32 protein-coding genes are annotated in these 25,919 nt (G+C 71.4%); 15 read left to right on the top strand and 17 right to left on the bottom strand.

What is annotated here, in order from left to right:
* The 7 genes from ACIBTV_RS21320 (at window position 1) to ACIBTV_RS21290 (ending at window position 3,820) form a co-directional block, all read left to right on the top strand.
* Window positions 1–288, top strand: coding sequence for a hypothetical protein (locus ACIBTV_RS21320; RefSeq protein WP_396707338.1), 288 nt, complete (start codon window positions 1–3; stop codon window positions 286–288).
* A complete protein-coding gene (locus ACIBTV_RS21315; RefSeq protein ID WP_396707336.1) occupies window positions 285–1,823 on the top strand; it encodes a YfjI family protein in 1,539 nt (512 codons plus the stop codon). Before ACIBTV_RS21320 ends, ACIBTV_RS21315 begins: the two co-directional genes overlap by 4 nt.
* A complete protein-coding gene (locus tag ACIBTV_RS21310; protein WP_396707334.1) occupies window positions 1,820–2,026 on the top strand; it encodes a hypothetical protein in 207 nt (68 codons plus the stop codon). Before ACIBTV_RS21315 ends, ACIBTV_RS21310 begins: the two co-directional genes overlap by 4 nt.
* Window positions 2,026–2,232, top strand: a complete 207-nt coding sequence (locus ACIBTV_RS21305; protein ID WP_396707332.1) for a hypothetical protein — start codon at window positions 2,026–2,028, stop codon at window positions 2,230–2,232. The genes ACIBTV_RS21310 and ACIBTV_RS21305 overlap by 1 nt, the downstream gene beginning before the upstream one ends.
* A gap of 145 nt (window positions 2,233–2,377) precedes the next feature.
* Window positions 2,378–2,614, top strand: a complete 237-nt coding sequence (locus ACIBTV_RS21300; protein WP_396707331.1) for a hypothetical protein — start codon at window positions 2,378–2,380, stop codon at window positions 2,612–2,614.
* Window positions 2,615–2,645: 31 nt separating this feature from the next.
* Window positions 2,646–3,431 (top strand): hypothetical protein, encoded by a 786-nt coding sequence (locus ACIBTV_RS21295; protein ID WP_396707329.1) that lies wholly within the window; start codon window positions 2,646–2,648, stop codon window positions 3,429–3,431.
* Between the two features lie 110 nt (window positions 3,432–3,541).
* Window positions 3,542–3,820, top strand: coding sequence for an HNH endonuclease (locus ACIBTV_RS21290; protein ID WP_396707327.1), 279 nt, complete (start codon window positions 3,542–3,544; stop codon window positions 3,818–3,820).
* Between the two features lie 154 nt (window positions 3,821–3,974).
* On the opposite strand, the gene ACIBTV_RS21285 is transcribed toward ACIBTV_RS21290, so the two are convergent.
* The 7 genes from ACIBTV_RS21285 to ACIBTV_RS21255 all read right to left on the bottom strand — a co-directional run bounded on the left by ACIBTV_RS21285 (window position 3,975) and on the right by ACIBTV_RS21255 (window position 8,381).
* Entirely contained in the window at window positions 3,975–4,211 is a 237-nt protein-coding gene (locus ACIBTV_RS21285) for a hypothetical protein (protein ID WP_396707325.1), read from the bottom strand.
* 145 nt (window positions 4,212–4,356) lie between these two features.
* Entirely contained in the window at window positions 4,357–6,381 is a 2,025-nt protein-coding gene (locus tag ACIBTV_RS21280; RefSeq protein ID WP_396707323.1) for a cell division protein FtsK, read from the bottom strand.
* Window positions 6,382–6,383: 2 nt separating this feature from the next.
* Window positions 6,384–6,575, bottom strand: coding sequence for a hypothetical protein (locus tag ACIBTV_RS21275; RefSeq protein ID WP_396707321.1), 192 nt, complete (start codon window positions 6,573–6,575; stop codon window positions 6,384–6,386).
* The gene (locus ACIBTV_RS21270; protein ID WP_396707320.1) at window positions 6,575–6,754 is read right to left on the bottom strand and encodes a hypothetical protein; all 180 of its coding nucleotides are present in this window, start codon (window positions 6,752–6,754) and stop codon (window positions 6,575–6,577) included. The genes ACIBTV_RS21275 and ACIBTV_RS21270 overlap by 1 nt, the downstream gene beginning before the upstream one ends.
* 3 nt (window positions 6,755–6,757) lie before the next feature.
* Window positions 6,758–7,708, bottom strand: coding sequence for a hypothetical protein (locus ACIBTV_RS21265; RefSeq protein WP_396707318.1), 951 nt, complete (start codon window positions 7,706–7,708; stop codon window positions 6,758–6,760).
* Window positions 7,708–7,893, bottom strand: a complete 186-nt coding sequence (locus tag ACIBTV_RS21260; protein ID WP_396707316.1) for a hypothetical protein — start codon at window positions 7,891–7,893, stop codon at window positions 7,708–7,710. Before ACIBTV_RS21260 ends, ACIBTV_RS21265 begins: the two co-directional genes overlap by 1 nt.
* On the bottom strand, window positions 7,890–8,381 hold the full coding sequence (locus ACIBTV_RS21255; protein WP_396707315.1) for a DUF6907 domain-containing protein: 492 nt from the start codon (window positions 8,379–8,381) through the stop codon (window positions 7,890–7,892). Before ACIBTV_RS21255 ends, ACIBTV_RS21260 begins: the two co-directional genes overlap by 4 nt.
* Before the next feature lie 559 nt (window positions 8,382–8,940).
* Here ACIBTV_RS21255 and ACIBTV_RS21250 point away from each other — a divergent pair.
* On the top strand, window positions 8,941–9,489 hold the full coding sequence (locus ACIBTV_RS21250) for a nucleotidyltransferase family protein (RefSeq protein ID WP_396707313.1): 549 nt from the start codon (window positions 8,941–8,943) through the stop codon (window positions 9,487–9,489).
* Window positions 9,490–9,537: 48 nt separating this feature from the next.
* Here the strand turns inward: ACIBTV_RS21250 and ACIBTV_RS21245 are convergent, their stop codons facing one another.
* The 4 genes from ACIBTV_RS21245 to ACIBTV_RS21230 all read right to left on the bottom strand — a co-directional run bounded on the left by ACIBTV_RS21245 (window position 9,538) and on the right by ACIBTV_RS21230 (window position 12,240).
* Complete coding sequence (locus tag ACIBTV_RS21245) at window positions 9,538–10,320, bottom strand: methyltransferase domain-containing protein (RefSeq protein ID WP_396707311.1); 783 nt, start codon at window positions 10,318–10,320, stop codon at window positions 9,538–9,540.
* Window positions 10,321–10,441: 121 nt separating this feature from the next.
* Entirely contained in the window at window positions 10,442–11,146 is a 705-nt protein-coding gene (locus ACIBTV_RS21240) for a DUF4386 domain-containing protein (RefSeq protein WP_396707309.1), read from the bottom strand.
* Between the two features lie 246 nt (window positions 11,147–11,392).
* On the bottom strand, window positions 11,393–11,941 hold the full coding sequence (locus ACIBTV_RS21235) for a hypothetical protein (protein WP_396707307.1): 549 nt from the start codon (window positions 11,939–11,941) through the stop codon (window positions 11,393–11,395).
* Window positions 11,938–12,240 carry a hypothetical protein gene (locus tag ACIBTV_RS21230; protein ID WP_396707305.1) on the bottom strand — a complete coding sequence of 101 codons (303 nt, stop codon included), beginning with the start codon at window positions 12,238–12,240 and terminating at the stop codon, window positions 11,938–11,940. The genes ACIBTV_RS21235 and ACIBTV_RS21230 overlap by 4 nt, the downstream gene beginning before the upstream one ends.
* Before the next feature lie 19 nt (window positions 12,241–12,259).
* On the opposite strand from ACIBTV_RS21230, the gene ACIBTV_RS21225 reads away from it, so the two are divergent.
* From ACIBTV_RS21225 to ACIBTV_RS21215, 3 genes are all read left to right on the top strand, one after another.
* On the top strand, window positions 12,260–12,562 hold the full coding sequence (locus tag ACIBTV_RS21225) for a tetratricopeptide repeat protein (RefSeq protein WP_396707303.1): 303 nt from the start codon (window positions 12,260–12,262) through the stop codon (window positions 12,560–12,562).
* Window positions 12,563–12,999: 437 nt separating this feature from the next.
* Window positions 13,000–15,855, top strand: coding sequence for a glycosyl hydrolase (locus tag ACIBTV_RS21220; protein WP_396707301.1), 2,856 nt, complete (start codon window positions 13,000–13,002; stop codon window positions 15,853–15,855).
* Between the two features lie 130 nt (window positions 15,856–15,985).
* Window positions 15,986–17,086, top strand: coding sequence for a calcium:proton antiporter (locus ACIBTV_RS21215; protein ID WP_396707299.1), 1,101 nt, complete (start codon window positions 15,986–15,988; stop codon window positions 17,084–17,086).
* Between the two features lie 65 nt (window positions 17,087–17,151).
* On the opposite strand, the gene ACIBTV_RS21210 is transcribed toward ACIBTV_RS21215, so the two are convergent.
* The 3 genes from ACIBTV_RS21210 to ACIBTV_RS21200 form a co-directional block, all read right to left on the bottom strand.
* Window positions 17,152–18,390, bottom strand: a complete 1,239-nt coding sequence (locus tag ACIBTV_RS21210; protein WP_396707298.1) for an RNA polymerase sigma factor — start codon at window positions 18,388–18,390, stop codon at window positions 17,152–17,154.
* Window positions 18,391–18,392: 2 nt separating this feature from the next.
* Window positions 18,393–18,833 carry a YciI family protein gene (locus ACIBTV_RS21205; protein ID WP_396707296.1) on the bottom strand — a complete coding sequence of 147 codons (441 nt, stop codon included), beginning with the start codon at window positions 18,831–18,833 and terminating at the stop codon, window positions 18,393–18,395.
* Between the two features lie 93 nt (window positions 18,834–18,926).
* Window positions 18,927–19,196, bottom strand: a complete 270-nt coding sequence (locus ACIBTV_RS21200; RefSeq protein ID WP_396707294.1) for a DivIVA domain-containing protein — start codon at window positions 19,194–19,196, stop codon at window positions 18,927–18,929.
* A gap of 212 nt (window positions 19,197–19,408) precedes the next feature.
* On the opposite strand from ACIBTV_RS21200, the gene ACIBTV_RS21195 reads away from it, so the two are divergent.
* The gene (locus ACIBTV_RS21195) at window positions 19,409–19,648 is read left to right on the top strand and encodes a winged helix-turn-helix domain-containing protein (protein ID WP_396707292.1); all 240 of its coding nucleotides are present in this window, start codon (window positions 19,409–19,411) and stop codon (window positions 19,646–19,648) included.
* Between the two features lie 13 nt (window positions 19,649–19,661).
* Here the strand turns inward: ACIBTV_RS21195 and ACIBTV_RS21190 are convergent, their stop codons facing one another.
* Window positions 19,662–20,471: a class I SAM-dependent methyltransferase gene (locus ACIBTV_RS21190; RefSeq protein WP_396707290.1), complete on the bottom strand. Its 810-nt coding sequence runs from the start codon at window positions 20,469–20,471 to the stop codon at window positions 19,662–19,664.
* 58 nt (window positions 20,472–20,529) lie between these two features.
* Between ACIBTV_RS21190 and ACIBTV_RS21185 the strand changes: the two genes are divergently transcribed.
* From ACIBTV_RS21185 to ACIBTV_RS21175, 3 genes are all read left to right on the top strand, one after another.
* Window positions 20,530–20,739, top strand: a complete 210-nt coding sequence (locus tag ACIBTV_RS21185; RefSeq protein ID WP_396707289.1) for a hypothetical protein — start codon at window positions 20,530–20,532, stop codon at window positions 20,737–20,739.
* A gap of 119 nt (window positions 20,740–20,858) precedes the next feature.
* Window positions 20,859–21,593 carry a neutral zinc metallopeptidase gene (locus ACIBTV_RS21180; protein ID WP_396707287.1) on the top strand — a complete coding sequence of 245 codons (735 nt, stop codon included), beginning with the start codon at window positions 20,859–20,861 and terminating at the stop codon, window positions 21,591–21,593.
* A gap of 119 nt (window positions 21,594–21,712) precedes the next feature.
* On the top strand, window positions 21,713–22,366 hold the full coding sequence (locus ACIBTV_RS21175) for an HAD family hydrolase (RefSeq protein ID WP_396707614.1): 654 nt from the start codon (window positions 21,713–21,715) through the stop codon (window positions 22,364–22,366).
* Window positions 22,367–22,420: 54 nt separating this feature from the next.
* On the opposite strand, the gene ACIBTV_RS21170 is transcribed toward ACIBTV_RS21175, so the two are convergent.
* Both ACIBTV_RS21170 and ACIBTV_RS21165 read right to left on the bottom strand, forming a co-directional pair.
* Entirely contained in the window at window positions 22,421–24,973 is a 2,553-nt protein-coding gene (locus ACIBTV_RS21170) for an ABC transporter permease (RefSeq protein WP_396707285.1), read from the bottom strand.
* Window positions 24,973–25,740, bottom strand: coding sequence for an ABC transporter ATP-binding protein (locus ACIBTV_RS21165; protein ID WP_396707283.1), 768 nt, complete (start codon window positions 25,738–25,740; stop codon window positions 24,973–24,975). Before ACIBTV_RS21165 ends, ACIBTV_RS21170 begins: the two co-directional genes overlap by 1 nt.
* Window positions 25,741–25,919: the final 179 nt, after the last annotated feature.

Raw genomic sequence — 25,919 nt, 5'->3', positions numbered from 1 at the left:
ATGACCCAGACACAGAACCGCCCCGGACCGGCGAAGTCCGAGGCGGCGGAGCAGGTCGGCGAGACCGGTAGTCACTCTACGCGTCTCCCCGCCGCCTGGCACGAACAGGCCGAATGGGAAGGCCGGCACCAGTACGCCGAGGGTTACGCGGACGGCTACGCCGCCGCTGAGCAGGCCATCGCCAACGAGATCACCGAGGCACTCGGCGTGAAGCCGCTGGAGCCCCGGAAGGTCATCCGCTGGCTGGTCGCCGGCGTCGGCATCGCCCGGAAGGAGACGCCGGCATGAGCTGCACCCCCTCCAAGCCCTGCCGCACCGCTGAGTGCGAGTTCTGCGACCCCGCAGGCTGGCTCGCGGCCGTCGGTTGGGGAACCCCGGAACGCATCGCCAAAAATGCCAAAACCCCGCTACCGGCGTCCGACGGCCGCCAGCCTGCCCGGCTCTGGCGCATGGTCGACGCCGTCGCCGAGGCGTACCAGGTGCCGCGCGCCCTGCCGCTACTCCTGGTTTTGGCAATATTGGCAGCCTCTATCGGGGGTCGCAGACGCGTCCGAGTTGCCCCCGACTGGACCGAGGTCCTGGCCCTCTACACCGCCGCCGCCGTCCCCTCCGGCGAGCGCAAGTCGCCCGTCATGGCCGCACTGTCCCGCCCCCTCATGGAGGTGGAGAGCGAACTCGCCGAGCAGATGGCGCCGGAGGTGGCCAGGCAGCGCGCCCTACGGGACTTGCGCGCCGCTGCGGTGGAGAAGCTCAAGCGCAAGGGCGACACCTCGGCGACAGGCATCGCCGAGCTGGAGGGCGCGGTCGCGGACCTGGAGGAAACGGTCGTCCCGGCCCTGCCGCGGTTGCTCGCCGACGACTCCACCCCGGAAGCCATGGCCCGACTCATGGCCGAGCAGGGCGGCCGGCTCGGCGTGCTGTCCGCCGAGGGCGGTCTCTTCTCCACCCTCGCCGGCCGGTACTCCAGCGGCATCCCCAACCTGGATCTGGTGCTCAAGTCCTGGTCCGGTGACTTCTGCCGGGTCGACCGGATCTCGCGGGAAACCATCACGCTCACCGAGCCAGTCCTGTCCATCGGCCTCGCGGTGCAGCCGGACATCCTCGCCACCCTCGCCGAGGCCAAGAGCTTCCGCGGCTCCGGTCTGCTGGCGCGGTTCCTGTACGCGCTGCCTGACTCCCTAGTTGGCACCCGCAACGTCGACCCCGCGCCGCTGCCGGAGCCGGTCGCCCAGGCCTACGCGGACGCCGTGCAGGAGCTGGCCCGGCGAGTTCACGCCACCGCCGAGACGGTCGACATGAAGCTCACCGAACCGGCCCGCGCAGTGCTCAACGCCTTCCGGCAGGAGCTGGAACCCCGACTGCACCCCGAGCATGGCGACCTCGCCGGCATCGCGGACTGGTCGAACAAGCTGCCCGGCCAGCTGGTGCGCGTCGCGGCCCTGTTCACCCTGTTCACCGACCCGGCCGCCGACGAGGTGGACGAGACGGCGATGCGGGAAGCGGTGGACCTCGCCCCCTACCTGATCTCGCACGCGCAAGCAGCGTTCGACCTGATGACCGGGCGGCGGAGCCCGCTGGAGCCGGCCCGCGCCGTCCTGCGCTGGATCCACAAGAAGAAGCCCGCCAGCTTCACCGTGCGGCAGGCATGGCGGGACCTGTCGGGCCAGAGGTGGGCGGACGACACCGAGGCCATCCGGCAGGCCATCGCCGACCTGGAAGACCTCGGATGGGTGCGGCTCGCGGCGCCGCCCGAGCACCGCGGCCCCGGCCGCCCGAGCGAGCGCTACGAAGTCCACCCCCAGGCCTTGAAGGAGGCGCCGTGAGCAACCGGAAGAAGCTCCGCCGCACCCCCGCCCTCTCGCTGCTGATCCGCGCCCAGGACGGCGCACGCATCTCCGGCGGGTGCGACACCTGCAACGCCTACCAGACCATCCGCGCGGACGCCTACGGGGCGAACGTGCACGCCATCACCGTCCACCACGACGACTGGTGCCCCACCTACAACGCGATGAAGGTGACCGCCTGATGAGCAACCCCGACCAGCAGGATCTGCCGCCCCTCAACAAGCGATGGAGCCGCGCCTACAGGGAGTACGAGGCGTTCAAGGCGCAGGCCCTTGAGGACATCGGCGAGGGCCTAACCGCCAAGGCGCAGGTGTGGGCAACCCTCGCCGTCGCCGCCTCCAACGTCCTCGCCGAGCCAGCGCCGCACTGCTCCAAGTGCTGCTACTGACCATGACCAGCAACGGCCCGCTGAGAGCCACGGAGATGGCCGAAAACGCCCTCCCGAGGGGTACGGGCACCACCCGCCGACGCACCAAACCCCGCACGAGACGCGGCACAGGCCGCGGCCGGGGACGACAGGAAGGAACCAAGGCATGACCGACGACGAGCGCGAGATGCGCGAGTACACCCGCAACCTGTTCGCCGAGCACGAGGACGACAACTGGGCCGCCCGGCCTGCCGAGCCGGCCAAGCCGCCGGCCGACCCCAAGACAGGCAACGTGGTTCCCCGCGAAGGCGCGACCGTCGGCCCCGGACCGCTGACCGGCGACGCCGAGACCCGCGAATGGGCCGCCGAGCTGTTCCACCGCGCCAACCTCCAACTGCCCTGATCACCCAGACCACCTAAGGAGCACCCACACCGTGAGCGCCATCCTCAACACCCGCGCGGCACTGAGCCTCACCCGGCAGCACTTCCGCAACCTCGGACTCACCCTGCCGGCCACCCTCACCGACGCCCTCGCCGAGCTGGAGGCGGCAGCTTCCCGCGCCACGAAGCTCCCCCGCCCCGGCGCCCTCCGCAAGGCCGTCCTCGACGCCCTCCTGGCCGACAGGGACCTGGCTACCGATCAGACCGTGCTGACCGAACTGGCCCGGCAGCAACTCACCGACTCCGGCGTTGCCACCATCCTCGGCGACGAGATCGAGCAGCGACGACGCAACGCCCTCGACGAGGCGGCGCCCGCGATCCTCGACGCGCTCACCCCCGTCATCGTCGAAGCCGACAAGGTGATCGCCGCCGCCAGAGAGATGATCGGCGACGGCCTCAACCTGGACGACGCCAACGCCATGGCCGAGCTCCGGCCCGCCCAGATGACGCCCTGGGCGACCGCACGCGAAGCCGCCGCCCGGGTCGAGATGGTCGCCCAGTGCTGGGTCCTCACCGCCCAGTCCGCCGGGCTGGTCAACATCGACCACAACAAGAAGGCGCTCATCCTCGCCAACCTCACCGCCGAGCAGCTCGACGACCTTGGCTACCGACCCAAGCCGAGCCAGGTCATCGCCGCCGGGCACAGGCTCAGCCTCGCCAGCCCCGCCGAGTTCGTCGGACGGTGCCGGCGTGTCGACGGACAGCGGCAGCAGGCGGTCATCGCCGCCGAGACGGCACAGCGCAACGCCATGAAGCCGATGCGGCAGGCCGCGGCGTGACCCCCTGGGGGCGGTCCCCGTGATGGGGGCCGCCCCTGCACTTCCCGGCCTAGATCGCTGACACACACAGAGCCCCACGCCACAGGGGGGCAGGACGAGAGGAGGCCGCCATGCCTGCTCGGAACCTCACCATCCGCAGACGAATCCGCGAGACCCTCGCCCGCGGTCGCCCTCCGTGCCACCTCTGCGGGGAGCCGATCGACTACGACCTGCCCCACACCGACCCGATGAGCTTCGAGCTCGATCACGTCGTCCCGCTCGCCCGCGGTGGGGCAGACCACATCAGCAACGCCGCCGCCAGCCACAAGGCGTGCAACAGGACGAAGGGCGACCGCGCAGGCGGCCCGCCAGCCCTGCGCCGCTCGGGCAGCCTGAGGCGATCCGGATGACCCAGGGGGACCACCGCCCCTCCGGCCCGGCAGCGCCCTTCCCGGCCTAGTGAATATCTTTCTCCGGCGTTTTTTCCCAAGGGGACGTCACGCCCCGTAGACACAGCGAAAGGCCCGCCAGGATCGCGCCTGGCGGGCCTCTCGCTGTGTCTGGTCAGGCTGCCCGGTACTTGTCCCGGGCCTTGTTCCACGCCCGCCGGCCGAACCGGAGGCGCTTGCCGCTGCTCTTGCACCAGCGGCACGGGCGGCTCAGCTTGGCGTTGCGCTTGCTGCGGTGGTGGCCCTTGCCGTCGCACAGCCAGCAGTCGCGGAACGGCCTCACGGCGCACGACAGGGCGTAGGCGGCCAGCACGGCGAGGATGATGCCGGTCGCGGTCAGGGTGCCTCTCACGGGGTGCCTCCTGGGGGTGTTTTCGGGGCCGCGGCGGGGGTGCCGCGACCACGCGACCATCGGGGGTTTGCGCTGGCCAGGGCTGGTCGCGGGTGTGGTCGCACTTCCGCGACCAGGGTGCGTCCCGCGACCAGCGCCGCGACCACTATTCGGCGGTGATTTCCTGGCGCTGTTGGGCCGCGTCGAGCGCGGTCCGGCGAGCACCCTTGACGTTGCTGCGGCTGCCCTTCAACTTCACGTCCTGCGACTCGACGCCGTAGCGGGCGAGCGACTCGCGGACCATCTCGGCGGTCAGTCCCGTGTAGAACTCGGGCGCCAGCTCGGCGAGACGCTCGGCGAGCACCGCCCACGGCAGACCGGACTCACCCGGCTGCAGCACCGCGCGGGCGTCGGCGAGCATGTCGCGCGCCTCGACCCGCTCGACGTCCTCACCGATGACGGCCTGGCCGCGCAGCTGGGCGGCGCGGGCCACGATCGCCGCGGTGACTTCCGGCTTGGGGAAGAACGACCGCACCGACCCCGGCTTGTCGATGCCGGTGAGCACGCCCCACCCGGCATCGACGCCGGGCCGGTACACGGTGCCGGTCAAGCCCCTTTTGTACGCGCCGGTACCCAAGATCATGTCGTTGGCTACCTGGTCGCCGACCGACAGGCACCACCGGCCGGTGACGCAGCGGGTGATGTTCGGCGGCAGGCTGGTCCGGTCGGGGATCTGCGTGGCCAGCACGAAGATGATGCCCAACGCGCGGCCGCGCTTGATGGCGCGTTCGGCCATCTCGGCGGCGTCCGGGCAGGCGGCGAACAGCTCGTGTACCTCGTCGAGCACGATCACCACCGGGTGCAGGCCCGACCCGCGCTTGCCAGCAAGCTCCGGGGTTACTTTCCCGTGCGGGGCGTCGCCGCGCTGCTTGGCGGCCAGGATCCGCTTCCCGCGGCGCTCGCACTCGGCCAGCGCCCACGCGATGATGCTCCGCCCCTGCTCGAACGCCTCATCATCGACACCGACCACGTACGTCGAGCACAGCGGCGCGACGTCCAGGAAGTCGCCGACGCCCTTGAACTCGGCAATCTTGACCTCGCACGTCGGGTCGAGCAGCGCGATGGTCGCCAGCGTGCGGGCGGCGTACGTCTTGCCGCTGCCAGGCTGCCCACCGACCAGGAAGTTCCGCTCGAACAGCACCGTGGACACCGGACGCTGCCGTGCATCAGTGCCGAACGGGTGCGGCTCGAACACCGACGTGCGGGCGTTCTCGGCGGCCAGCGCCCACCGCGGCTGACCCATCTTCGACGACGGCTGATACCCAACCCAGAGGTCGACCTGGCCGGGGTGGTCGGGGCCGACCTCGGGCCACACCTGGTCGACGGGGAGCCGCAGCGCCGCGGCGAGGCCGTCGCGGTTCTCCAGCACCTTGGTGGCGACGATGGCGCCGGGCAGGTTGAACCGGGCGAGCCAGCCCGGACCGTCCTTGTGGATGCCGGGCGGCGGGAAGGTGAGTTGTCCCGGCTCCTTGACGCCGATGGACAGCGCCACGACCGCGTTGCGGACCATCTCGGCGGTGAGCTTGGTGAACGCCGCCTTGGTGGTCACCCGGTCGAGGATCGGCTTGTCCGCCGGCCGCCCGTAGTGCGCGGCGAGCAGGACCAGGCCGACGATGGCGGCGTACCAACCGACCGGCGGCATACCGGCGACCGCGGCGCCGACGACGGCCGCCAGGGCGAGCAGCAGACCAGCACCGATGACCCACCAGCGGGCGCCCGACTCCTTGGCGCGGGTGCGGTTGAGCGCCTGCCAGGTGTGCGGGTCGTTCTTGTTGGCCGCTTCCTGGCGCAGGTGGAAGTTCTCGCGGCCACCGGCACCCCACCACACCACCTTGGCGGTGGCCCGCCACGCCCCTCGAGGCGCGTACATCGCCACCTTGGCGATGTACTTCGGCGTGCGGGTGAGGTGATAGGCGGCCGTGTGGGCGCCGTAGCCGGCGGACCAGCGGGCCAGCGCCCGGCGACCGTCCGGGGAACGCAGCACCGCGGGGACGATCGGCCGGCGGGCGTCCGTGCGGGACACCACGTCGGCGAACGTGGCCTTGCGGTCTGGCGCGTCGACCGGGCCGCCGAGCTGGTCGGCCTCGATGACGTGCCGCTCGTCGTCGTACTCCATGGGCAGGGTCGTCATGGTCAGTACCGTCCTTCCGCCTGCTCGGCGAGGTTGCGTGCCCGGAGGGCGATGGTGGGGAGCAGGTCGCGCCACGGCATCGTGGGCTCGACCGTCTCGGACTCGATGAGGTCGGCCAGGGCCCGAAGGCCGCCGGCCGTGGCCCCGAGCCGGGTGAGCAGCTCGGGGCACAGCGTGCAGTCGCCGTCGGGCATCAGCGCTTGTCCCGGATGGTCACGGTCCGGCCGCACTTGCCGCACAGTCCCTCGGTCTTCTCCGAGTCGCTGTACATCCACACCCAGTCGGTCTCGTTGCCGCAGGGGCACTTCATGGTCTGACCGCCACGGTTGACGCCACCGTCGCCGAACACGTTGCCGAACGAGAACTTGCTCATGAGTCAGTGCTCCTGTCCGGTGCGGAGGGCCTTCTCGTGGCGGTACAGCTGGTCGACCAGCGCGGTCGACGCCTTCCACCGGCGCTCGGTCAGCGCCTCCCGCATCCGCCGGCGGAACTCCCGCAGACTCGGCGGGTTCTCGTCCACCTCGGCGGCGGCGTACACCTCGGCGGCGAGCATCTGCAGGGCCTTGTCGTCGGGCGTGCCGTAGCCGTCCTCGCCCGTGCCGCCGGGCGTGCCACCAGCGGTGACGGCCGCGACGGTCATCGAGTCGAGCAGCGCCCGAATGTCGTCGTCGGAGATCAGGCCGAACGACGGCAGCTCACCGGCCGGCACGGTGCCAGCGTCGTCGGCACGGTCCCGCAACGCCGACTCGTACGCCTTGCGGGCGTCGTCGACCTGGGCGTGCGCCCGAACCCGGGAGCGGTAGTCGCGGGCGGTGTGCTCGGCCCCGACCGCTTCGCTGGCCGCCTTCACCTCGTCGATGGCACGCGCCACGGCGATCGCGTCACGGCCGCGGGAACGCACCATGTCGACCTTCCGCTGCGCGTCGTCGGTGATCCGCACCGCGGCCGTCGACAGGGCCATCTGCAAGGTGAGCTTGCCGAGCACGGGGATGACCGCGCCGATGACGGCGATCGGGACGGTGGTGGCGGCCAGGCCGTGAACCAGCACGGCGGCGACGGACACGGCCAGCAGCAGCCAGCCGAGCAGGGTGGGCGTGCGGGACACCGACGCGGACCGGCGGTGCGCCCGCTCGTGCAGCATCGCCGACACCCACACGAGGTCGAACAGGGCGCCCGCGCTGTAGGCAACCCAGGTGGGCGCCTGGGTGGCGAGCAGGCCGCCGACGGCCACGAGGGTCCACGCGACGGCGAGCGCCGTCAGCGCGATGGGCAGGCCCCACAGGATGCCCTTCTGGGCGAGGTTGAGGCCGTTGCTGCGTGCGGTCATCACACCGTCTCCTTCTGGCGGCGGGCCGCACGCGCGGCGGCCTCGGCGTTGGCGACCCGAACCTCACCGACGTACCGGGCCTGGTAGACCGAGGCGGTGTCGCGGTGGACCAGGGCGCGGGCGATCAGGAACACGGCGGTCGGCACGGCCAGGCCGCCGGGGATGATCAGGAGAAGCCACCTCATCGGGCGTCACCCCGCAGGATCGCCGCGGCCTCGATCAGCGCGTACGCCAGCGCGACGGCCTGCTCGGGGGTGCCCGTCCAGCCCTGCACGTCCTCGCCGCCGGCGTAGTGGCCGTGGTCGTCCTCGGCGACGGTCAGCACGATGCGCGGCTCGGTGACGACCTCACCCCGCTCGGTGGTGGACTCGACCAGGACCCGGGCGGTCGCCGGCCGGCTCGTCCACGCCGGGTCGCTCGCGGTCAGGTCGAGCACGATCTGCTCGTGGCCGACGCCGACGGAGAAGCCGTCGACCTCGGTGACCTGCCCGCGGTGGTCCTCACTGCACCAGGTGGGGCAGATGGTCGGGCGGGCGCCGCGGCTGACGTAGGTGCCGTTCGTCGGGAAGCGGGAGTCCGCCGGCCGGTTACGGCGCAGCGCCGCCAGGTCGGTGGTGGGAGCGTCGATGAGCCGGTTCGCCGGCGGAACGGGTGCGGATGCGAAGATGTTCACGGGTCGCCTCCTACTAGGCGATCAAGGCCCTCGGTTGGTGTGACCGCACCGCCGGGGGCCGCTTTATGGGGTTGGGTGTAGCTACACCCTAGCGGCTTGTGTAGCTACACCGCAAGGGGATAGCCTCTGGTCAACTTCGATGACCGGGAGATGAGATGGCACCGACGAGAGGCACTCCGACGCGGCCGATTCGCGTAGACCCTGATGTCTGGGAGCGGTTCGGCGCGGCTGCGTCGAAGCAGGGCGCCGACAGGTCGTCGCTCATCCGCGACTTCATCCGCTGGTACCTGCGGATGCCCGGGGCGAAGATGCCGAAGAGGCCGGACGGGTCGTCGGCGGGGGAGTGACACCCTCCGTGTTGGGGCACATCCGGGGCACATGCGCCCGGAAGACGGTGGAAGTTCGCGGAAGATCCTAAGAGCCAAAACCGCAGGTCAGGGCCGCTACGGCGGCCCTTTCTGCTGGTCAGGGAAGATCGCGCATCATTCCAACGCCAAGTAGTCTTTTCCGGCCGCGTGGACTGCCTCCTGTCCTCCGTGGATTGATGTGCGGGATGGTCATGAGCGCGCAGGACGTGGTGGGCGTCATCGAATCAGACCCGGGAGCGATGAGAGTCCTTCGGGTTGCGGCCGACCTTGGGTTACCGGACTGGTGGATCGGTGCCGGCTTCGTACGCAACCGCGTCTGGGACACGATCAGCAACCTCCCGGTCTCGCCGGAGCGCGACGTTGATGTCGCCTACTTCGACCCGGAGAAGCGGGACCTACGCGAGGACGCCCGCGCCGAAGCCCGAGCCTCGGTGGCCCTGCCCGGGGTGCCGTGGGAGATTCGTAATCAAGCACGGATGCATCTGCGCAACGGTGATGAGCCCTACACGTCCGCCGTGGACGCGATATCGCGCTGGCCCGAGACGGCAACGTGCGTCGCGGTTACGTTGCGGGGTGACTCTGTTCGCCTGGTGTCCTGCCATGGGCTGGCCGATCTCGTGGGAATGGTTGTTCGCCCGTCTCCAGCCTTCAACAACGCTGAGGGCCGCGCGAAGGTGCGGCGTCGCGTCGAGGCCAAGGGATGGCTGGACCGGTGGGCTGGACTGCGGCTGGAGATCTAGCTGGGCGTACGGGCGCGTCTGATGTTTTCCTAGCGGGCGCTTTCCGTCTCAGGCGACGGTGGCGGCGGTCAGGAAGAACGTGACCGCGTAGGTGAACCGGTGTGCTTTGACGGCCTCGTCGAACTGCTCTTCGAACGCCCGAGCCTCAGTGGGGTCGAGTGTTCCGCGGTGAGCCGCCGTGGCCGCCCAACTGCGGAGGCCGAGAACGTTGTCGACCGCGGTCGGGTCCCGAACCAGGAGCGTCCGGGGCTCGACGGTGATGTCGACCAGGCCGAGTGCGGCGAGCAGACCAGCATGTTGGTGTGCCAGGGTGCCGTTGCGGAGGAGGACATCGGCCCGGAACCTCAGCACGCGCCGGGCGAGATTCTGATCGGCGATGTCGAGCACCTGAGTGTCGTAGTCGGGGTCCGCGAGGACGATGCGGCCATGTGGACGTACGACCCTGACAAGTTCCTCAACCGCGGTGTGCGGGTCGGCGAGATGTTGCACCGTGCGATCGGCCCATGCCCCGTCGAAGGAGTTGCTGAGGAACGGGAGTTGATGGGCGTCGGCGACCACGCATTGGGTGAGTCCTCGGGCCCGCATGGCAGCAGCCATGGTCAGCGACCGATCCACGGTTGTCACACTGACATCGTGTGCGTCTCTCAGGCGGGCCGCGCTCGCCCCTGCGCCGGCGCCGACTTCGACGTATCGACGGCCGGGCATCGGACGAAGCAACTCGCGAACCCGCTCCTGGTATGCCCGGTAGAAAGGCTCCTCCGTGAGACGGTCGAGTACGTCGACCCACGAGTCCGGGTCCGACTGGCGGTCGACGTCGGTGAACCCATGCATGATGTGCAGCGTATTGCGGCGGACGCGGGCAGTTGTCGGACGGGGTTGCGCGCTCGACGCCCCTTGTAGAGGGCCGCTGAGGGACCCGACCGAAGACGTCATGGTCGCCGTTCGAGGGTGCTCAGACGGCGGCGTCCTGGATGGGCCGGGCGTCAGCGGTGACCGTTCCCGCGGTGGGCGCGGTGGGCTTGAAGCCTTTGACGATCAGGTATACGCCGAGCGAGAACTCCCACACCGCGATCGGCAGGGCCGCGACCGCCGCCACCGGCGACAGCCGGTCCCAGGCTCCGAACAGTGTGCCGACGTCGGATACGACGAGCAGGGGAGCTCCGATCAGCCCGAGCACGGGGAGCACCCGCGGCACGAGGCGTGCCTGGTAGAGCAGGGAGCCCAGCAGCAGGGCGTTCACGGCTGGCAGGAAGCCTTGGCTGAGCAGAAAGATCGAGTCGTAGAAGGCGACCAGCGCCTGCCCGGTGACCAGCGCGTCCGCTCCCACGTCGGCCCGTCGCAGCGCCACGACCGTCAGGAGGCTCGCGACGCCGACGAAGATGCCGGCGGCTTCGAGGATCCGGGCGCTGACGAAGCCCAGCGCGCGGGTTCCGCCGTGTCGCTTGAGCACCGGGTACAGCGCGACGGCCGTGCCGATGCAGGCGAGCGCGACGATCACCTCAAGGATTCCGCCGACGACGACAGGGTTATCTGAGGTGGTGCCCACGATGTAGTCGGCGTCGTGCACCGGACCGTACAGGGCGACGGTCGGTATCGACACGAAGGTGAGGACGTAGAATCCGCCCGCGACCAGTGCCGTCCGCCTCGTTGAGTCCATTACGGCGACCTCCGTTGCTGCCGTCGGTCCGATGATGGTCAGGCCCCCACCCTCCTGCGGATCAATGCGGCGGCGAATCGGCCGCTCGGGCAGTCCTCACGGTCGATGCGTGTCAAGTCGTGGCACCCGCCGTCAGGGCACCCGCTGGATGCGAGGCGCTGATAGGTTTCGCCGGTGAAGATCATGGGACGGCCAGCTCGGAGACGTTGAGGTCGACCAGCGTGCGGGCCGCCGCGGAACGTGCGGTCAACGGACGGCGAAGAGCCTGGCCCGCACGTGGCCCTCTTCCGACTCGACGGGCCCTTCAGCCGACAGGAGGTCAAGGATGACCTTCTCGTCGGAATGGAGATAGTTGTCGTAGTGAACCGAGTACCTGCTCCCGGTGCTGCCTCCGTCGGCCGGATCGGCGTAGACGAGGATGATGTACTTGGACAGGCCGGGCGTCAGGCTTCGCCCGTGGAGGTGATCGACGCATTTCCGAAACTCGGCCAGGTTCTGAAGGCTCGGGCCGCCTTTGAACCCCAGCGAGTTACCCGTGTAGGGATCGAACTTGCGCGGGTGCAGGTAGAACTTGAACTCGACGAACGCCTTCTCCTCTGCGCTGTGCAACACAAGGTCGATGCGGTCGCACTCTACGAACTGATTCACGCTCGGGTTTGTGCCTGCGAGTTGCCGACAGAAGAAGTAGCGAAAGATCGACTCGTTCCAGCGGCTGAGTGGCATCAGCTTGAGCTCGGCGCCGATGCAGGCCATGGTGTTGGAGAGCGTTGATCGAATTATGTGGTCCATGGTCACCCGCTCTTGCCGACAGTCACTGGTGATTGTTCTTTTCGGCCACGGTAGCCGTTGCGTGAGTTAATCGGCAGACGACGCGACGGCGGCGCGGCCGGCAGCCCGACAGCGCGGCGGAGTACGATCAACGTCACTGTCGCGATACGACTGTGCGGGAGCAACCGGTGATGAGCGATGCGACGCTCGCCCGTATCAATGACGGTGTGCAGTTGCATCATCAGCAGGGCCGGCGTGCGGCTGCCCGCGACGTGTTCGCCCAGCTCTGGGATGGGATCGGCGGGGAGCAGGGTGATCCCCTGCACGTGTGCGTCCTCGCACTCGATGGCCGACGTGCAGGACGACGTCCACCAGGAGTTGGTCTGGGACCGGCGGGCGCTGGCGGCGGCCGACCTGCTCACCGATGCGCGGGTTGCCGAGGCGGGGGTGCCGATGTCGGTGGCCAGCCTGTATCCGTCGTTGCATGTCAACCTGGGTGAGTGCTACCGCAAGCTCGGCGATCTCGCACGGGCGCGGGAATGTCTCCAGCGAGCACAGGCGGGGATCGGCGCGCTCGGCGATGACGACTACGGCCAACTGATCAAGGGTGGCTTGGAGAGGCTCGCGCAGCAGTTGAGCGCTGAATAGGACCGCGTGGGCGGCGGCGGCCGCCGGTTGTCCGATGAGGTCCATGACTGTGCGTCATAACTATGACGGACAGTCATAGGGCTTACGAGGTAAGCCGCCCGGCCGCGGAGCCGGCCCGGCCGCGGAGCCGGCCCGGCCGCGGAGCCGGCCCGGCCGCGGAGCCGGCCCGGCCGCGGAGCCGGCCCGGCCGCGGAGCCCGCACGGCCGCGTAAGGGCCGCGGAGCCGCTCGGCCACGAACTCCGTGGGCACCGGGCGACGGGTGGGTTTCGAATCGCGACATCAGCGTGGAACCCCTTGGAAACATTGACGATGCTCTCAGTGCTCGATTACCGTGCGGGCGAGAGAGCGCTCTCTCAGCCGACGTTCCCGTCCATACCGAACATTGGAGTGCCGGCCGGGCCGCCCCCGCCCCGGTCCGGCCCGCGATGGAGGCAGCATGAAACCTCCCGTCCCGTACCGCCGATGGGCCCTGGTCGCCGGCACCGCGCTGGCCCTGCTCGTCGGCGGCCTCACGGTCCCCCTCACCCGCGCCGCCGAGGCCGCGCCCGTCGGCGCCGGCAGCTACACCACGACCCCGGTCGGCCCGCTCCCCAGCGGCTGCGGCCAGATGTCCACCAACCCCCGGCAGTTCGTCACGGCCAACGCGCCCGCCGGCGCCGTCCCCACCAACGACTGGTGGTCGTCGTTGCTCTGGAAGCGCCTCGACTGCGCCTACAGCGAGCCGCTGCACGCGCACCCGGTCTCGTACGACACCTTCGGCGACGGCCTCGGCTTCTCCGCCAACTCCACGCCCGCCATCAGCGGTACAGCCACCGGCGTAGGGGAGTTCCACTTCCCGTACGTGCAGGACATCCGGGTCGGCGTGGCCGGGCTCGCCGCGCCCGTGGTCCGGGTCGACGGCTGGTCCGACTGGACGGTCAGCCCGTACTGGAGCGACGGCGCCCGCACGCTGCGCGCCACGATCGGCCACGGCCTGCCGTTCGCGTACTTCCAGAGCAGCGGCGGCGACGCGGTGATCAACACCTCCGGCGCCCCCGAGGTGTGGTCGAGCAGCGGGGCCACCCTCGGGTTCCGGGTCAACGGCCACGACTACGTCGCGTTCGCCCCGAGCGGCGCCGGCTGGAGCGTCGGCGGGAGCCGGATCTCCTCCACGCTGGCCGGGCGGGGCTACTTCTCCGTCGCGCTGCTGCCGCCGACCGGCAGCGCCGCGGAGCGGGCGAGCCTGGCCGCCACCTACGCCCAGTACGCGCACGCCCACGTCACCGGCACCCGGGTCTCGTACGTCTACGACCCGGCGACCAGCGGCCTGACCACGACGTACGCGTTCACCACGACCGCCCGGGAGGGGTCCGCGACGCAGACCGTGGTCAGCCTCTACCCGCACCAGTGGAAGTTCCTGACCGGCTCCACCCCGATCACGCCGACCTACCCGTCGGCCCGGGGGCGGATGAAGGTGCTCACCGGCGTCACCCAGTTCCGTACGGCGATGAAGTTCCAGGGTGTGCTCCCGGAGCTGCCGGCGGTGGGTGACGGCAGCGGCGCCGACCTGGCGACCCTCACCGGCCACCTGGCCGCCGCCCGAGGCAACCCGATGGACCAGCGCGGCAACGACACCTACTGGACGGGCAAGGGCCTCGGCCGGGCCGCCCGGATCGCCGAGGTGGCCGACCTGGTCAACGACACCACGACGCGGGACAGCGCGCTGAACGCGATCCGGACCACCCTCACCGACTGGTTCACCGCGTCCAGCGGCAAGACGTCCCGGGTCTTCTACTACGACGCCAACTGGGGCACCCTGATCGGCTACCCGGCGTCCTACGGCTCCGACCAGGAGCTCAACGACCACCACTTCCACTACGGCTACTACATCGCCGCGGCCGCGACGCTGGCGAAGTTCGACCCGACGTGGGCCTCGGCCAGCCGCTACGGCGGCATGGTGGACCTGCTGATCCGCGACGCCAACAACTACCGCCGCGACGACACCCGCTTCCCCTACCTGCGGGACTTCGACATCTACGCCGGCCACGACTGGGCGTCCGGGCACGGCTCGTTCGGCGCCGGCAACAACCAGGAGTCCTCGTCGGAGGGGATGAACTTCGCCAACGCCCTGATCCAGTGGGGGCAGGTGACCGGCGACACGGCGGTCCGTGACGCCGGCATCTTCCTCTACACCACCCAGGCGGCGGCCATCCAGGAGTACTGGTTCGACGCCGGTGACCAGAACTTCCCGTCCGCGTTCGGCCACTCGACGGTCGGAATGGTCTGGGGGGACGGCGGCGCGTACGCGACCTGGTTCAGCGCCGAGCCGGAGATGATCCAGGGCATCAACCTGCTGCCCGTCACCGGCGGTCACCTGTACCTGGGCAACAACCCGGCCTACGTGCGCACCAACTACGCCGAACTGGTGCGCAACAACGGCGGCCCGCCTACGGTGTGGCAGGACATCCTGTGGCAGTTCCAGGCGCTCGGCGACGGGGACGCGGCGTTGGCGAACCTGCGCGCCAACCCCGGCTACACCCCGGAGGAGGGCGAGAGCCGGGCGCACACCTTCCACTGGATCCGCAACCTGGCCGCGCTGGGCACCGTCGACACGTCGGTGACCGGCAACCACCCGCTGTCGGCGGTCTTCTCGCGCAACGGGGCGCGCACGTACGTGGCGTCGAACCCGACCGCCGCGCCGGTGACGGTGACGTTCTCCAACGGCACCACGCTCACCGTCGGGGCCGGCCGGACGGCCACCACCGGGGCGTACACCTGGAGCGGCGGCAACGCGACGGGCGGCACGCCGCCGACCACGACCCCGCCCACCACCCCGCCGCCGACCCCGGGCAACCCGACCCGGTACCTGCTGCCCGGTGGTGGGCTGGGCGCCGCCGGCAGCGCCGCCACGGTCACCGTCGCGGCGGCCAACGGAAACCACGACGGTACGCCCACCAACGCCCAGGTCTTCACGGCGACCGGCCTGAACCTGGCGTACGCCGGCGGACAGACCGCGTTCGACCTGTTCCTCGACGCCGACCGGGCGGTCGGCAACGGCGTGCAGCTGCGCGTCTCCTACGACCTGACCGGCAACGGCAGCTGGGAACGGGTCGAGACGTGGCGTTACTTCGCCACCGACCCGGTCCCCGGCTATGAGCACTACACGCAGAGCGCCGGCCTGGCCTCGGCCACCGGCACGCTCGGTACGCTCAGCAACGGCACGGTCCGGGTCGAGGTGTGGTCGGCGATCGGCAACAACCCCAGCACGCTGGGCGTCGGCAACCAGTCGGTGCTCCGCCTGCCGTACTCCTGACCGGTCCGCGCCGCCGTCGGTCCCCGCTCGGGCCGGCGGCGGCGCGGCGGCCCTCACCGGTAACGATCGGTATGGAACTGACTCCGGCGGGCACTGGTCACATGATCGAATTTTCTGGCAGGGTTGGTAGATGGCCGCGCTGCTCCGATCCCGACTGACCGACTGGACCGTCTCCGTACCCCTGGTGGCCGTGCTGATCCTGGCCTTCACCTGGGGGCGCGAACTTCCGGCGATCGGCACGTTCGTGGTGGCCGCCTTCCTGGCCGGCGCGGTGCTCGCCGCCGTGCACCACGCGGAGGTCGTGGCCCACCGGGTGGGAGAGCCGTTCGGATCCCTGGTGCTGGCCGTCGCGGTCACCGTCATCGAGGTGGCCTTGATCGTCACGCTCATGATCAGCGGCGGGGACAAGACCCAGGCGCTGGCCCGGGACACCGTCTTCGCCGCCGTCATGATCACCTGTAACGGCATCCTCGGGTTGTCCCTGCTCATCGGCACGCTGCGCCGCCAGGTGGCGAGCTTCAACCCGGAGGGCACCGGCGGCGCGCTGGCCACGGTGATCACGCTCGCCGCGCTCAGCCTCGTCCTGCCGACCTTCACCACCAGCCGGCCCGGCCCGGAGTTCAGCCCCGCCCAGCTGGGCTTCGCCGCGGTGGCGTCGCTCGCCCTCTACGGGCTGTTCGTCCTCGTGCAGACCGGCCGGCACCGCGACTACTTCCTGCCCGTCGACAGCCAGGGTCGGGTCATCGAACACGAGGAGCACGCCAAGCCCCCGTCGGGCAAGGCCGCCCTGCTCAGCCTCGGCCTGCTGCTGGTCGCGCTGGTGGCCGTGGTCGGCGACGCCAAGACCGTCTCCCCGACGATCGAGGCGGGCGTCGCCGCGGCGAACCTGCCGCAGTCGTTCGTCGGTGTGGTCATCGCGCTGCTGGTGCTGCTGCCCGAGACCCTCGCCGCCGGTCGGGCGGCCCGCCGCGACCGGGTGCAGATCAGCCTGAACCTGGCCCTCGGCTCGGCGATGGCCAGCATCGGTCTGACCATCCCGGCCATCGCGCTGGCCTCGATCTGGCTGGACGGCCCGCTGATGCTCGGCCTCGGCGGCACCCAGCTGGTGCTGCTGGCGCTCACCGCCATAACGGGTGTGCTCACGGTGGTGCCCGGGCGGGCCACCCTGTTGCAGGCCGGCGCGCACCTGGTGCTGCTCGCCTCGTTCGTGTTCCTCGCGGCCAGCCCCTGACGCGGCAGGCGGCGCGGCTCCGGGCGCGCGACGGACGCGCTCGGATCCGACCGACCGCGCGCCGGTCAGTCGGCCAGCCGGTCCGCGCGGGCGTGCAGGTAGCGCTGCTGCGCCAGGTTCGTCGACCGACCGGCCGCCATCCGGTACGCGTCCCGCGCGGCGGCGTGGTCACCGACCAGCTCCAGCAGGTGCGCCCGGGCGGCGGGCAGCCGCGGGTCGTCGGCGAGCCGGCCGTCGGCGGCCAACCCGTCGAGCAGCGCCAACCCGGCCGGCGCGCCCCGGCTCATGGCCACCGCGACGGCGTGGTTCAGCGCGACCACCGGGCTGTCGGCGATCTCGCGCAGCACCTCGTAGAGGGCGGTGATCTGGGCCCAGTCCGTCTCGGCGGCGCTGGGCGCCTCGTCGTGGACGGCGGCGATGGCCGCCTGCACCTGGTACGGCCCGACCGGCCCCTCGGGCAGCGCGGCGGTCACCAGCGCCACCCCCTCGGCGATCTGGTCGGCCTTCCACCGGCGGCGGTCCTGCTCGGCCATCGGCACCAGCTCACCGTGTGAGCCGAGCCGGGCCGGCGCCCGCGCGTCGGTGAGCAGCATGAGCGCCAGCAACCCGCTGACCTCCGGATCGTCGGGCAGCAGCCGGTGCAGCAGCCGCGCCAACCGGATCGCCTCGGCCGCCAGGTCGGCGCGGAGCAGACCCGGGCCGGTCGTCCGCGCGTACCCCTCGTTGAAGATCAGGTAGAGCACGTGCAGCACGGCCGCCAGCCGCGCCGGGAGTTCCGGCGGGGCCGGCATCCGAAACGGCAGACCGCTGTCCCGGATGCGCTGCTTGCCGCGGCTGATCCGCCGGGTCATGGTGGCCTCCGGCACCAGGAACGCCCGGGCCACCTCGGCCGTGCTCAGCCCGCCCACCGCGCGCAGGGTCAGCGCGATCTGCGAGGCGGGGGAGAGCGCCGGATGGCAGCAGAGGAAGAGCAGGATGAGGCTGTCGTCGCCGTCGGTCGGCGGCGCGTCGGCGCCGGGCGCCACCCGGTCGGCCGGCAGCACCCACCCGGCGACCCGGTCCTCCCGCCGGGCCCGCGCCTGCTCCCGGCGGAGCAGGTCGGTCATCCGCCGGGCCGCGACCGCCACCAGCCAGGCCCGGGGGTCGTCCGGTACGCCCTCGCGCGGCCAGGCCGACGCGGCGGCGATCAGCGCCTCCTGGGTGGCGTCCTCGGCGGTGTCGAAGTGCCCGTAGCGGCGGACGAGGGCGCCGAGAACCCGCGGCGCGAGACCGCGCAGCAGGTCCTCGACGCTGTCCCCGGTCACCCTCAGCCGGCCAGGTCCTCGATGCCGTCGAGGACCGGCCGCACGTCGACGTACTCACCGGGCGCGTCGGGGTTGACGAACCCGGCGGCGATCTCGGTGGCCCGGTCGAAGCTGGCGCACTCCACGACCGTGTAACCGGCGAGGACCTCCTGGGTCTCCGGGTAGGGTCCGTCGGTCACCACCGGAGCGCCGCCGGTCAGCCGCACCCGCCGGGCGTGCGCGGGCGCCGCCAGGCCCTGCGCGTCGACCAGCTCACCGGACTCCACCAACGCCTGGTGGGTCTTCTCCATGTGCGCGTGCATCGCCGCGACCTGCTCGGGTGTCATGGCCGGCTGGTCACCGGGCTGCCCGGACAGCGCGTCGTAGTCCCGTTGCGAGCCGTACAGCAGGATCATGTACTTCACGGTCTTCCCCTCCTCGCCGGCGCCGGCGGCGCCGCTCACCGGGGACGTCGAGGCCGCCCGACGATTCCGGACATGCCGCGACCCTAATTCAGCGCCCGTCCGCTCCGGGTCGAGAAGAACGTCGCCCAGGCCTTACTGCTCCGGTGGCCGGCACTCCCGCGCGTGCATGGTCTGCCAGTCGCGCAGGGCCCGCTTGATGCGGTCGTTCTCCTGGCTGAGCAGCCGTACCGTCTCGGTCAGGCTGGTCAGTTCGTCGGCGACGCGGGCCTGGAACTCGCGTACCTCGTCGGGGTCGACGCCGTGCCGGCGCGCGGCGAACTCGCGGGTCCGCACTTCGTGCGGCGTCAACCGCCCCGGGTAACCGGCCGGGTAGGGCTGGCCGCCTCGATACACCTGAGCCACGACGACCCCTTCCAGCGGTACGACGGCGGCGCGGTCCGGTGGGTCGGGACGGGCACGCGCACCCGTCCCGACCTGGGGGATGAGCCGAACTCGTTGCCACGCGAGGAGCGGCCCGGAACCAAGACCAACGGCTTAGTCGTTTAAGTCAACCACTGGTTGTTGTCGTGTGCGGGCGGTTCGTGATCGAATTGGCGAGCCACGCAAGGAGCGCCATGCCGACAACACCTGACTACATCCGCATTGCCGACGACATCATCGCTGGGGTCAGGGCCAGAAGGCTCAAGCCCGAGGACAAACTGCCGCCGATCGCTCAGATGGCGACGGACTATCGGGTCGGCACCTCCACCATCCAGATGGTCTACGTGCGGCTTGAAGCGCTGCGCGTCATCCGGCGGCACCAGGGCAAAGGCATCTTCGTGACCGACCCGAAGACCTGGATGCGGGAACCGTAGACGCGGAACCGCGTCACCCCACCCGGCCCCACCCGAGCAGGGCGGCGGTGGGCAGCGCCAGCCACCCGTCGGCGTCGAGGTGGTCGGCGGTCAGCCGGTCGTACTGCTCACGGACCCGCCGACGCAGCGCGTCCGGCGCGTCCGTCAGCAGGTGGCCGAGCTGACCGATGCCGTTGGCCGGCCCGGCCCACCAGTCCTCCGGGTCGGCGCGGTGCACCCAGGACAACGTTTCGCACCGCACGGCGTCCAGTCCCGCGCCACGCAGCAGCCCGACGATCCCGTCCGGCGTCCGGGCCATGTTCTTCGCCTCGGCCACCCGCGGCAGGTCCGGTCGCGGCGGACCGCCGGCGGCCTCGTAGACCCGGCCCCAGAGCTGCTGCAACGGCGGCTGCGGGTGCGGCCAGAGCGTCACGGCGACGTGCCCGCCCGGCCGGACGACCCGGCGCAGCTCGGCCACCGCGGCGGCCGGATCGCCGACGTGGTTCACCACGAAGTTGGCCACCGCCGCGTCGAAGGTTGCGGCCGGGAACGGCAGCCGCGGCAGCGCGGCCAGCGCACACCGGCCCTCCAGGCCCGACTTGCGCGCCCACGAGACCATGCTGGGCTCCGCGTCGACCGCGGTCACCGCCGCGCCGCGCCCCGCCGCCACCGCGGCGACCGTGCCCGGACCGGTGCCGACGTCCACCAGCCGCGCGCCGGCCCGGGCGCCCGCCGCGTCCAGCAGCGCGTCCGCCGGGTACGCGCACAGCCGCGCGAAGCTGCCCACGTACGCCTCGGCGCGTCCCACCCACTGGCGCCGCTCGTGTTCGTCGAAGCTCGTCATGCCCCGCGACCCTAGTCGTCAGGGTCCCCGGCGAGCGTGCCCCTTCTACCGTGGGCCCATGTCCGCCTGGATGGTGCTCGGGATCGTGGCCCTGCTTCTGGTCGGCGCGGCCGCGTACGTCGGCTGGCGCGACCGCGACCGGCTGCCCTCCCGCGACGACGACCTCGCCGCCCGCGACGCCCGGGCCGCCCAGCAGCGGCACGAGATCCAGCGGCACCAGTCGCAGGCCGACACGTGGCAGGCCGGCCGCAACGAGGGTGGCTTCTGAGCCGACCGGCGGGGCCGGCGGCTGAACCGGCCGGTCCGTCCGGCCGTAGGGAAGATCGCATGGCGTACGCGCCGACGGGGTAGAGCGTCGGGCAGCGCCGCGAACCGGGGAGGGCAACTGTGGGGACACGCTCGGTACGTCACTCTCGTGCGTCGCTCGCCGGTCTGCTGGCGGCGCTGCTCGTCTCGGCCGGCTGCTTCGTCGGCGGGGTGTCCGGGCCCGAGCCGGGGGCGGAGCGCCCCGCGCGCTCGGCCGACCCGTCGGTGACCCGGGCCGACGGCACCACCAGCGTGGCGGAGTTCGCCGACGACGTCGCCGCCGCGCAGGCGGTGGCCGAGCGCTACTGGGCGGCCCGGTTCCGGGAGTCGGGGCAGCGGTTCCAGCCGATCCGGCGAATCACCCCCTACCAGCGGTCCGGGGAGGTCTCCTGCGGCGGGCAGCCACTGCCGCGCAACAACGCCGTCTACTGCTCGCAGGGCGACTTCATCGCCTACGACGTCACCTGGTCGGTCGCCGCGTTCCGGCAGGTCGGTGACGCGTTCGTGTTCTACCTGCTCGGCCACGAGTACGCCCACGGCATCCAGGTGCGCCTCGGCATCCGCTACGACTTCACCATCCAGCAGGAGTTGCAGGCCGACTGCATGGCCGGCGCCTACCTGGGTGACTCGGTGCGCTCCGGTGACCTGACGCTGGAGGACGGCGACCTGGAGGAGTTCCGGGAGGGGCTCGCCGCGGTGGGCGACGACCCGGACCAGCCGTGGTTCGCCGAGGGGTCGCACGGCACCGCCGAGCAGCGCACCGACTCGTTCTTCCGCGGCTACGAGCAGTCCCTGGCGGCCTGCGACCTCGGCTGACGTTGGCGTGGGTCACCCCGGCCGACGCCGGGGTCAGCGACCCGACCCGGCCCTGAGAGGATCCGCCCATGCAGGCCACCACACTCGCGGACCAGTTGCAGCGCCGTCACCCCGCCGCGGTGCTGTTCGACATGGACGGCACGCTCGTCGACAGCGAGAAGCTGTGGGCGGTGGCGCTGCGGGAGTTGGCCGCCCGGTACGGCGGCGCGCTGTCCGAGGAGACCCGAAAGGCGATCATCGGGACCAGCATGGCCGACTCGATGCGGATCCTCCACGACGCCCTCGGCCAGCCGGAGCGGGACCCGGCGGCGAGCGCGGCCTGGATCAACGCCCGGATCCTGGAGCTGTTCCGCACCGGGCTGAGCTGGCGCCCCGGCGCGCTGGCGCTGCTGCGGGCGGTACGCGACGCGGCCATCCCCACCGCCCTGGTCACGTCCAGCGGCCGACCCCTGGTGGAGGTCGCCCTGGACACGCTGGGCCGGGACAGCTTCGACGTGGTGGTCTGCGGCGACGAGGTGGAGGCGGGCAAGCCGCACCCCGAGCCGTACCTGACCGCCGCCCGGCTACTGGGCGTGCCGATCGAGCGGTGCGTGGCGATCGAGGACTCGGCGACCGGGGTGGCGAGCGCCGTCGCGGCCGGTGCCGCCGTGCTGGCCGTACCGGCCGAGGTGCCGCTGCCGATCACGGAGGGCGTACACCAGTTGGAGAGCCTCACCGCGGCGGACCTGGAGCTGCTCGCCGCGCTGCTGGAGCGGCGCGCGGCCGCCCGCTGACCTGCGGCGAGGGGTCCCGCCGGACGGCGGGACCCCTCGTGACCGCTTCGTCGGTCAGTCGTGGGCGATGGCGCCCAGGACGTTGATCCGGGCGGCCCGGACCGCCGGTAGGACCGCCGCGACGACGCCGACGAGCGCGGCGAGACCGAGGAAGATCCCCATCTGCGACCAGGGCAGGATCAGGTCGGTGATCCCCTCGTCCTTGAGCGCCTCGACCACCGCGGCGCCGAGGCCGGTGCCGACGGCGACGCCGAGCAGCGCGCCGAACACCGAGATCACCACCGCCTCCACGGTGATCATCCGCATGGTCTGCGCCCGACGCAGGCCGATCGCCCGCAGCAGACCCAGCTCGCGGGTGCGTTCCAGCACCGACAGCGCCAGCGTGTTGATGATGCCGAGCACCGCGATCACGATGGCCAGCGCCAACAGGATCTGGATCATTCTGAGCAGCCCGTCGAGCTGCCCGGTCTGCTGGTCGATGAACGCGTCCCGGTCGGCCACCGACACCTCGGGGGAGTCGGCGAGCAGCGACTCCACCTGCGGCTGCACGGCCGCGACGGACGCGCCCGGGGCCAGCTGGATGAAGCCCTGGATCGGCTGCGGGATGCTGAAGTCGCGCGCCGCCTCCGGCGGCAGCACCACCGGATTGGTCAACTGGGTGCTCTCGTAGATGCCGCTGACCGTGTAGGTCCGCGCGTCACCCCGGGACAGCTGCACCGGCACGGCGGAGCCCACCGACAGGCCGCGGGCCTTCGCGGTGTCCGAGCTGAGCAGCATCTGGTCCGGGGCGAGCCGGTCGATGTCGCCGGCCGTCGGCCGCGCCCCGAAGATCTGCCGCAGCGCGGCCACGTTGCTGCTGGACGCCACCCAGGTGCGTTCCCCGCCGACCACGGCCATGTCGCCGTACTCGCCGTCGACCAGGCGGACGCCGGGGATGGCCGCCGCCCGCTGCAGCACCGCCGGGTCGAAGCTCGGCGGACGCGGGCCGCTCTGCACCCCGGAGATGACCAGCTCCGCCTTGATGGTGTCCTGGGCGAGCTTGCCGATGCTGCCCTTCGCCGAGTCGAGGATCACCGTCACGCCGGTGACCAGGGCGATGCCGACCATCAGCGCGGCCGCGGTGATCGCCGTCCGGCGCGGGTTGCGCCCGGAGTTCAGCCGGCCCAGCTTGCCCGGCACCGACCAGGCGAAGATCGCGCCGAGCAGGCTCACCACCGGCTTGCTGATCAGCGGGGTCAGCAGCGCCACCCCGATGAAGGCGAACAGCACCCCGGCCAGGATCGTCACGAGGGTGTTGTCCCCGGCGTTGCCGCTCAGGCCGAGGAACAGCAGCACCGCCCCGACCGCGGTGACCAGCCCACCGGCCACCGTGATCTTGGTGAGCGGTCGGTCCGGGGTGGCCACGTCCTGCATCGCCGCGATCGGCGGGATGCGCGACGCCCGCAGCGCCGGCAGCAGCGCCGCCACCACCGTGATGATCAGGCCGACGGCGAACGCGCCGATGACCGCGGCGGCCGGTACGCCGAGACCGGCCAGGCTGAGCCCGCCGGCGAACTTGCCGAACAGCCACGCCAGCAGCGCGCCGATGCCGATGCCGGCGGCGAGGCCGAGCACCGAGGCGATCAGGCCGACCGCGATGGCCTCCAGCACCACCGAACCGATGATCTGCCGGCGGCTGGCGCCGATCGACCGCATCAGCGCCAGCTCACGGGTGCGCTGCGCCACGACGATCGAGAAGGTGTTGAGGATCAGGAACGTGCCGACCAGCAGCGCGACCGCGGCGAAGCCCAGCAGGATCCGGTTGAAGAAGGACAGCGCCTCCTTGAAGCCCGCGGCGGCCTCCGTGGAGAGCTGCTCGCCGGTCTTCACCACGAACCCGTCGCCCACCGCCCCGGCCACCGCGTCCCGCAGCGACTCGTCCGACACCCCGTCGGCGGCCTTCACCGACACGCTGTTGAACGTCTCCGGCTCGCCCAGCATCAGCCGCTGCGCCACCGGCGTGGTGAACATGATCTCGTTGGCGCCGCCGATCGAGTCCCGGTCGCCGCTGTAGCCGAAGATCCCGACGATCGTGAAGTCCTGCTTCGGCGACATCGGCGTCAGCACGCCCACGCGCTCGCCGAGGGTCACCTTCCCGGCGGTCGCCAAACCCTTGTTGATCACGATCTCGTTGTCGGCGCGCGGCTCCCGCCCCTCGCGCAGCCGCACCAGCTCCGACTCGCCGGTCCAGTTCTCGCCCAGCTGCGGCGGACCGAACGAGGCGACGGCCTTGCCGTTGCTGCCGATCAGCCGCGCGCCGTCGGCGGCGACCACACCGGTGGCCTCGGCCACCCCGGGCACCGCCCGGACCTTCTCCACCGTGGCCGCCGCGAACGGGGGCGCGGTCTGCTCGCCCTCCATCTCCGACAGCGCGATCTTCGGCTTGGCCGCGACGTTCACGTCCACGCCCTCGTACGCGTCGGCGAAGATCGCGTCGAACGAGCGGCCCAGCGTGTCGGTGAGCACGAACGCGCCGGAGACGAACATGACCCCCAGCACGACCGCCAGGCCGGAGAGGACGAGCCGCAGCTTACGGGCCAGCAGGCTCTTCAGGGTCGCCCGGAACATCAGCCGTTCACCTCGGCCGGGGCGTCCAGCTTCTTCATCGTGTCCAGCACCGTCTCGGCCGTCGGCTCGATCAGCTCCGACACGATCTGCCCGTCGGCGAGGAAGACCACCCGGTCGGCGTACGCTGCGGCGGTCGGGTCGTGGGTGACCATGACGATCGTCTGGCCGTGCTCCCGGACCGAGTTGCGCAGGAAGTTGAGCACCTCCGCACCGGAGCGGGAGTCCAGGTTGCCGGTCGGCTCATCGGCGAAGATCACCTCGGGGCGGGACACCAGCGCCCGCGCGCAGGCGACGCGCTGCTGCTGCCCGCCGGAGAGCTGCGCCGGCCGGTGGTCCAGCCGGTCCCGCAGGCCGACCGTGTCGATCACCGTGTCGTACCACGCCGGGTCCGGCCTGCGCCCGGCGATCGACAGGGGCAGCAGGATGTTCTCCTTCGCCGTCAACGTGGGCAGCAGGTTGAACTGCTGGAAGATGAAGCCCACCTTGTCCCGGCGCAGCTTGGTCAACCCGGCGTCGCCGAGACCGGTGACCGCGGTCTCGCCGATCGACACCGTCCCCCGCGTCACCGTGTCCAGACCCGCCAGGCAGTGCATGAGCGTCGACTTGCCGGACCCGGACGGGCCCATGATCGCGGTGAACCGGCCCCGCTCGAACTCCGCGGTCACCCCCCGCAGCGCGACGACCTGCGCCTCGCCGCTGCCGTACACCTTCCACACGTCGCTCGCCCGGGCCGCGGCCTGCGCCTGCTGGCCTACCGTCGCGGTCACGTCGTCTCCCTTTTCGTCTGTCCGATTCCGCACCGCCCCCGCTGGTCCGGCGCGACCTCACCCATCGTCTGTGCTCCCCGGCCCGGTTCCCTCCGACTTCGGGTGGAACCGGCGCGGATTTCCGCGCTGCGGGTGCCCCCCATCCCGGCTCAGGGTTGACCCTGACCCATGCCCCGTCG

It is taken from the genome of Micromonospora sp. NPDC049366 (assembly GCF_044466625.1).
In the GTDB taxonomy this organism is placed as follows: Bacteria; Actinomycetota; Actinomycetes; order Mycobacteriales; family Micromonosporaceae; genus Micromonospora.
Note: the sequence above shows the minus strand (reverse complement) of the source record. Positions and strands in the feature narration are given on the sequence as shown.

Excerpts from the sequence above, each read along its gene's own strand:
- ACIBTV_RS21320 (WP_396707338.1), top strand. The coding sequence starts at position 1 with ATGACCCAGACACAGAACCGCCCCGGACCGGCGAAGTCCGAGGCGGCG.
- ACIBTV_RS21315 (WP_396707336.1), top strand. The coding sequence starts at position 285 with ATGAGCTGCACCCCCTCCAAGCCCTGCCGCACCGCTGAGTGCGAGTTC.
- ACIBTV_RS21305 (WP_396707332.1), top strand. The coding sequence starts at position 2,026 with ATGAGCAACCCCGACCAGCAGGATCTGCCGCCCCTCAACAAGCGATGG.
- ACIBTV_RS21300 (WP_396707331.1), top strand. The coding sequence starts at position 2,378 with ATGACCGACGACGAGCGCGAGATGCGCGAGTACACCCGCAACCTGTTC.
- ACIBTV_RS21290 (WP_396707327.1), top strand. The coding sequence starts at position 3,542 with ATGCCTGCTCGGAACCTCACCATCCGCAGACGAATCCGCGAGACCCTC.
- ACIBTV_RS21280 (WP_396707323.1), bottom strand. The coding sequence starts at position 6,381 with ATGACGACCCTGCCCATGGAGTACGACGACGAGCGGCACGTCATCGAG.
- ACIBTV_RS21275 (WP_396707321.1), bottom strand. The coding sequence starts at position 6,575 with ATGCCCGACGGCGACTGCACGCTGTGCCCCGAGCTGCTCACCCGGCTC.
- ACIBTV_RS21270 (WP_396707320.1), bottom strand. The coding sequence starts at position 6,754 with ATGAGCAAGTTCTCGTTCGGCAACGTGTTCGGCGACGGTGGCGTCAAC.
- ACIBTV_RS21265 (WP_396707318.1), bottom strand. The coding sequence starts at position 7,708 with ATGACCGCACGCAGCAACGGCCTCAACCTCGCCCAGAAGGGCATCCTG.
- ACIBTV_RS21260 (WP_396707316.1), bottom strand. The coding sequence starts at position 7,893 with ATGAGGTGGCTTCTCCTGATCATCCCCGGCGGCCTGGCCGTGCCGACC.
- ACIBTV_RS21250 (WP_396707313.1), top strand. The coding sequence starts at position 8,941 with ATGAGCGCGCAGGACGTGGTGGGCGTCATCGAATCAGACCCGGGAGCG.
- ACIBTV_RS21245 (WP_396707311.1), bottom strand. The coding sequence starts at position 10,320 with ATGCATGGGTTCACCGACGTCGACCGCCAGTCGGACCCGGACTCGTGG.
- ACIBTV_RS21240 (WP_396707309.1), bottom strand. The coding sequence starts at position 11,146 with ATGGACTCAACGAGGCGGACGGCACTGGTCGCGGGCGGATTCTACGTC.
- ACIBTV_RS21225 (WP_396707303.1), top strand. The coding sequence starts at position 12,260 with ATGGCCGACGTGCAGGACGACGTCCACCAGGAGTTGGTCTGGGACCGG.
- ACIBTV_RS21220 (WP_396707301.1), top strand. The coding sequence starts at position 13,000 with ATGAAACCTCCCGTCCCGTACCGCCGATGGGCCCTGGTCGCCGGCACC.
- ACIBTV_RS21215 (WP_396707299.1), top strand. The coding sequence starts at position 15,986 with ATGGCCGCGCTGCTCCGATCCCGACTGACCGACTGGACCGTCTCCGTA.
- ACIBTV_RS21195 (WP_396707292.1), top strand. The coding sequence starts at position 19,409 with ATGCCGACAACACCTGACTACATCCGCATTGCCGACGACATCATCGCT.
- ACIBTV_RS21190 (WP_396707290.1), bottom strand. The coding sequence starts at position 20,471 with ATGACGAGCTTCGACGAACACGAGCGGCGCCAGTGGGTGGGACGCGCC.
- ACIBTV_RS21185 (WP_396707289.1), top strand. The coding sequence starts at position 20,530 with ATGTCCGCCTGGATGGTGCTCGGGATCGTGGCCCTGCTTCTGGTCGGC.
- ACIBTV_RS21170 (WP_396707285.1), bottom strand. The coding sequence starts at position 24,973 with ATGTTCCGGGCGACCCTGAAGAGCCTGCTGGCCCGTAAGCTGCGGCTC.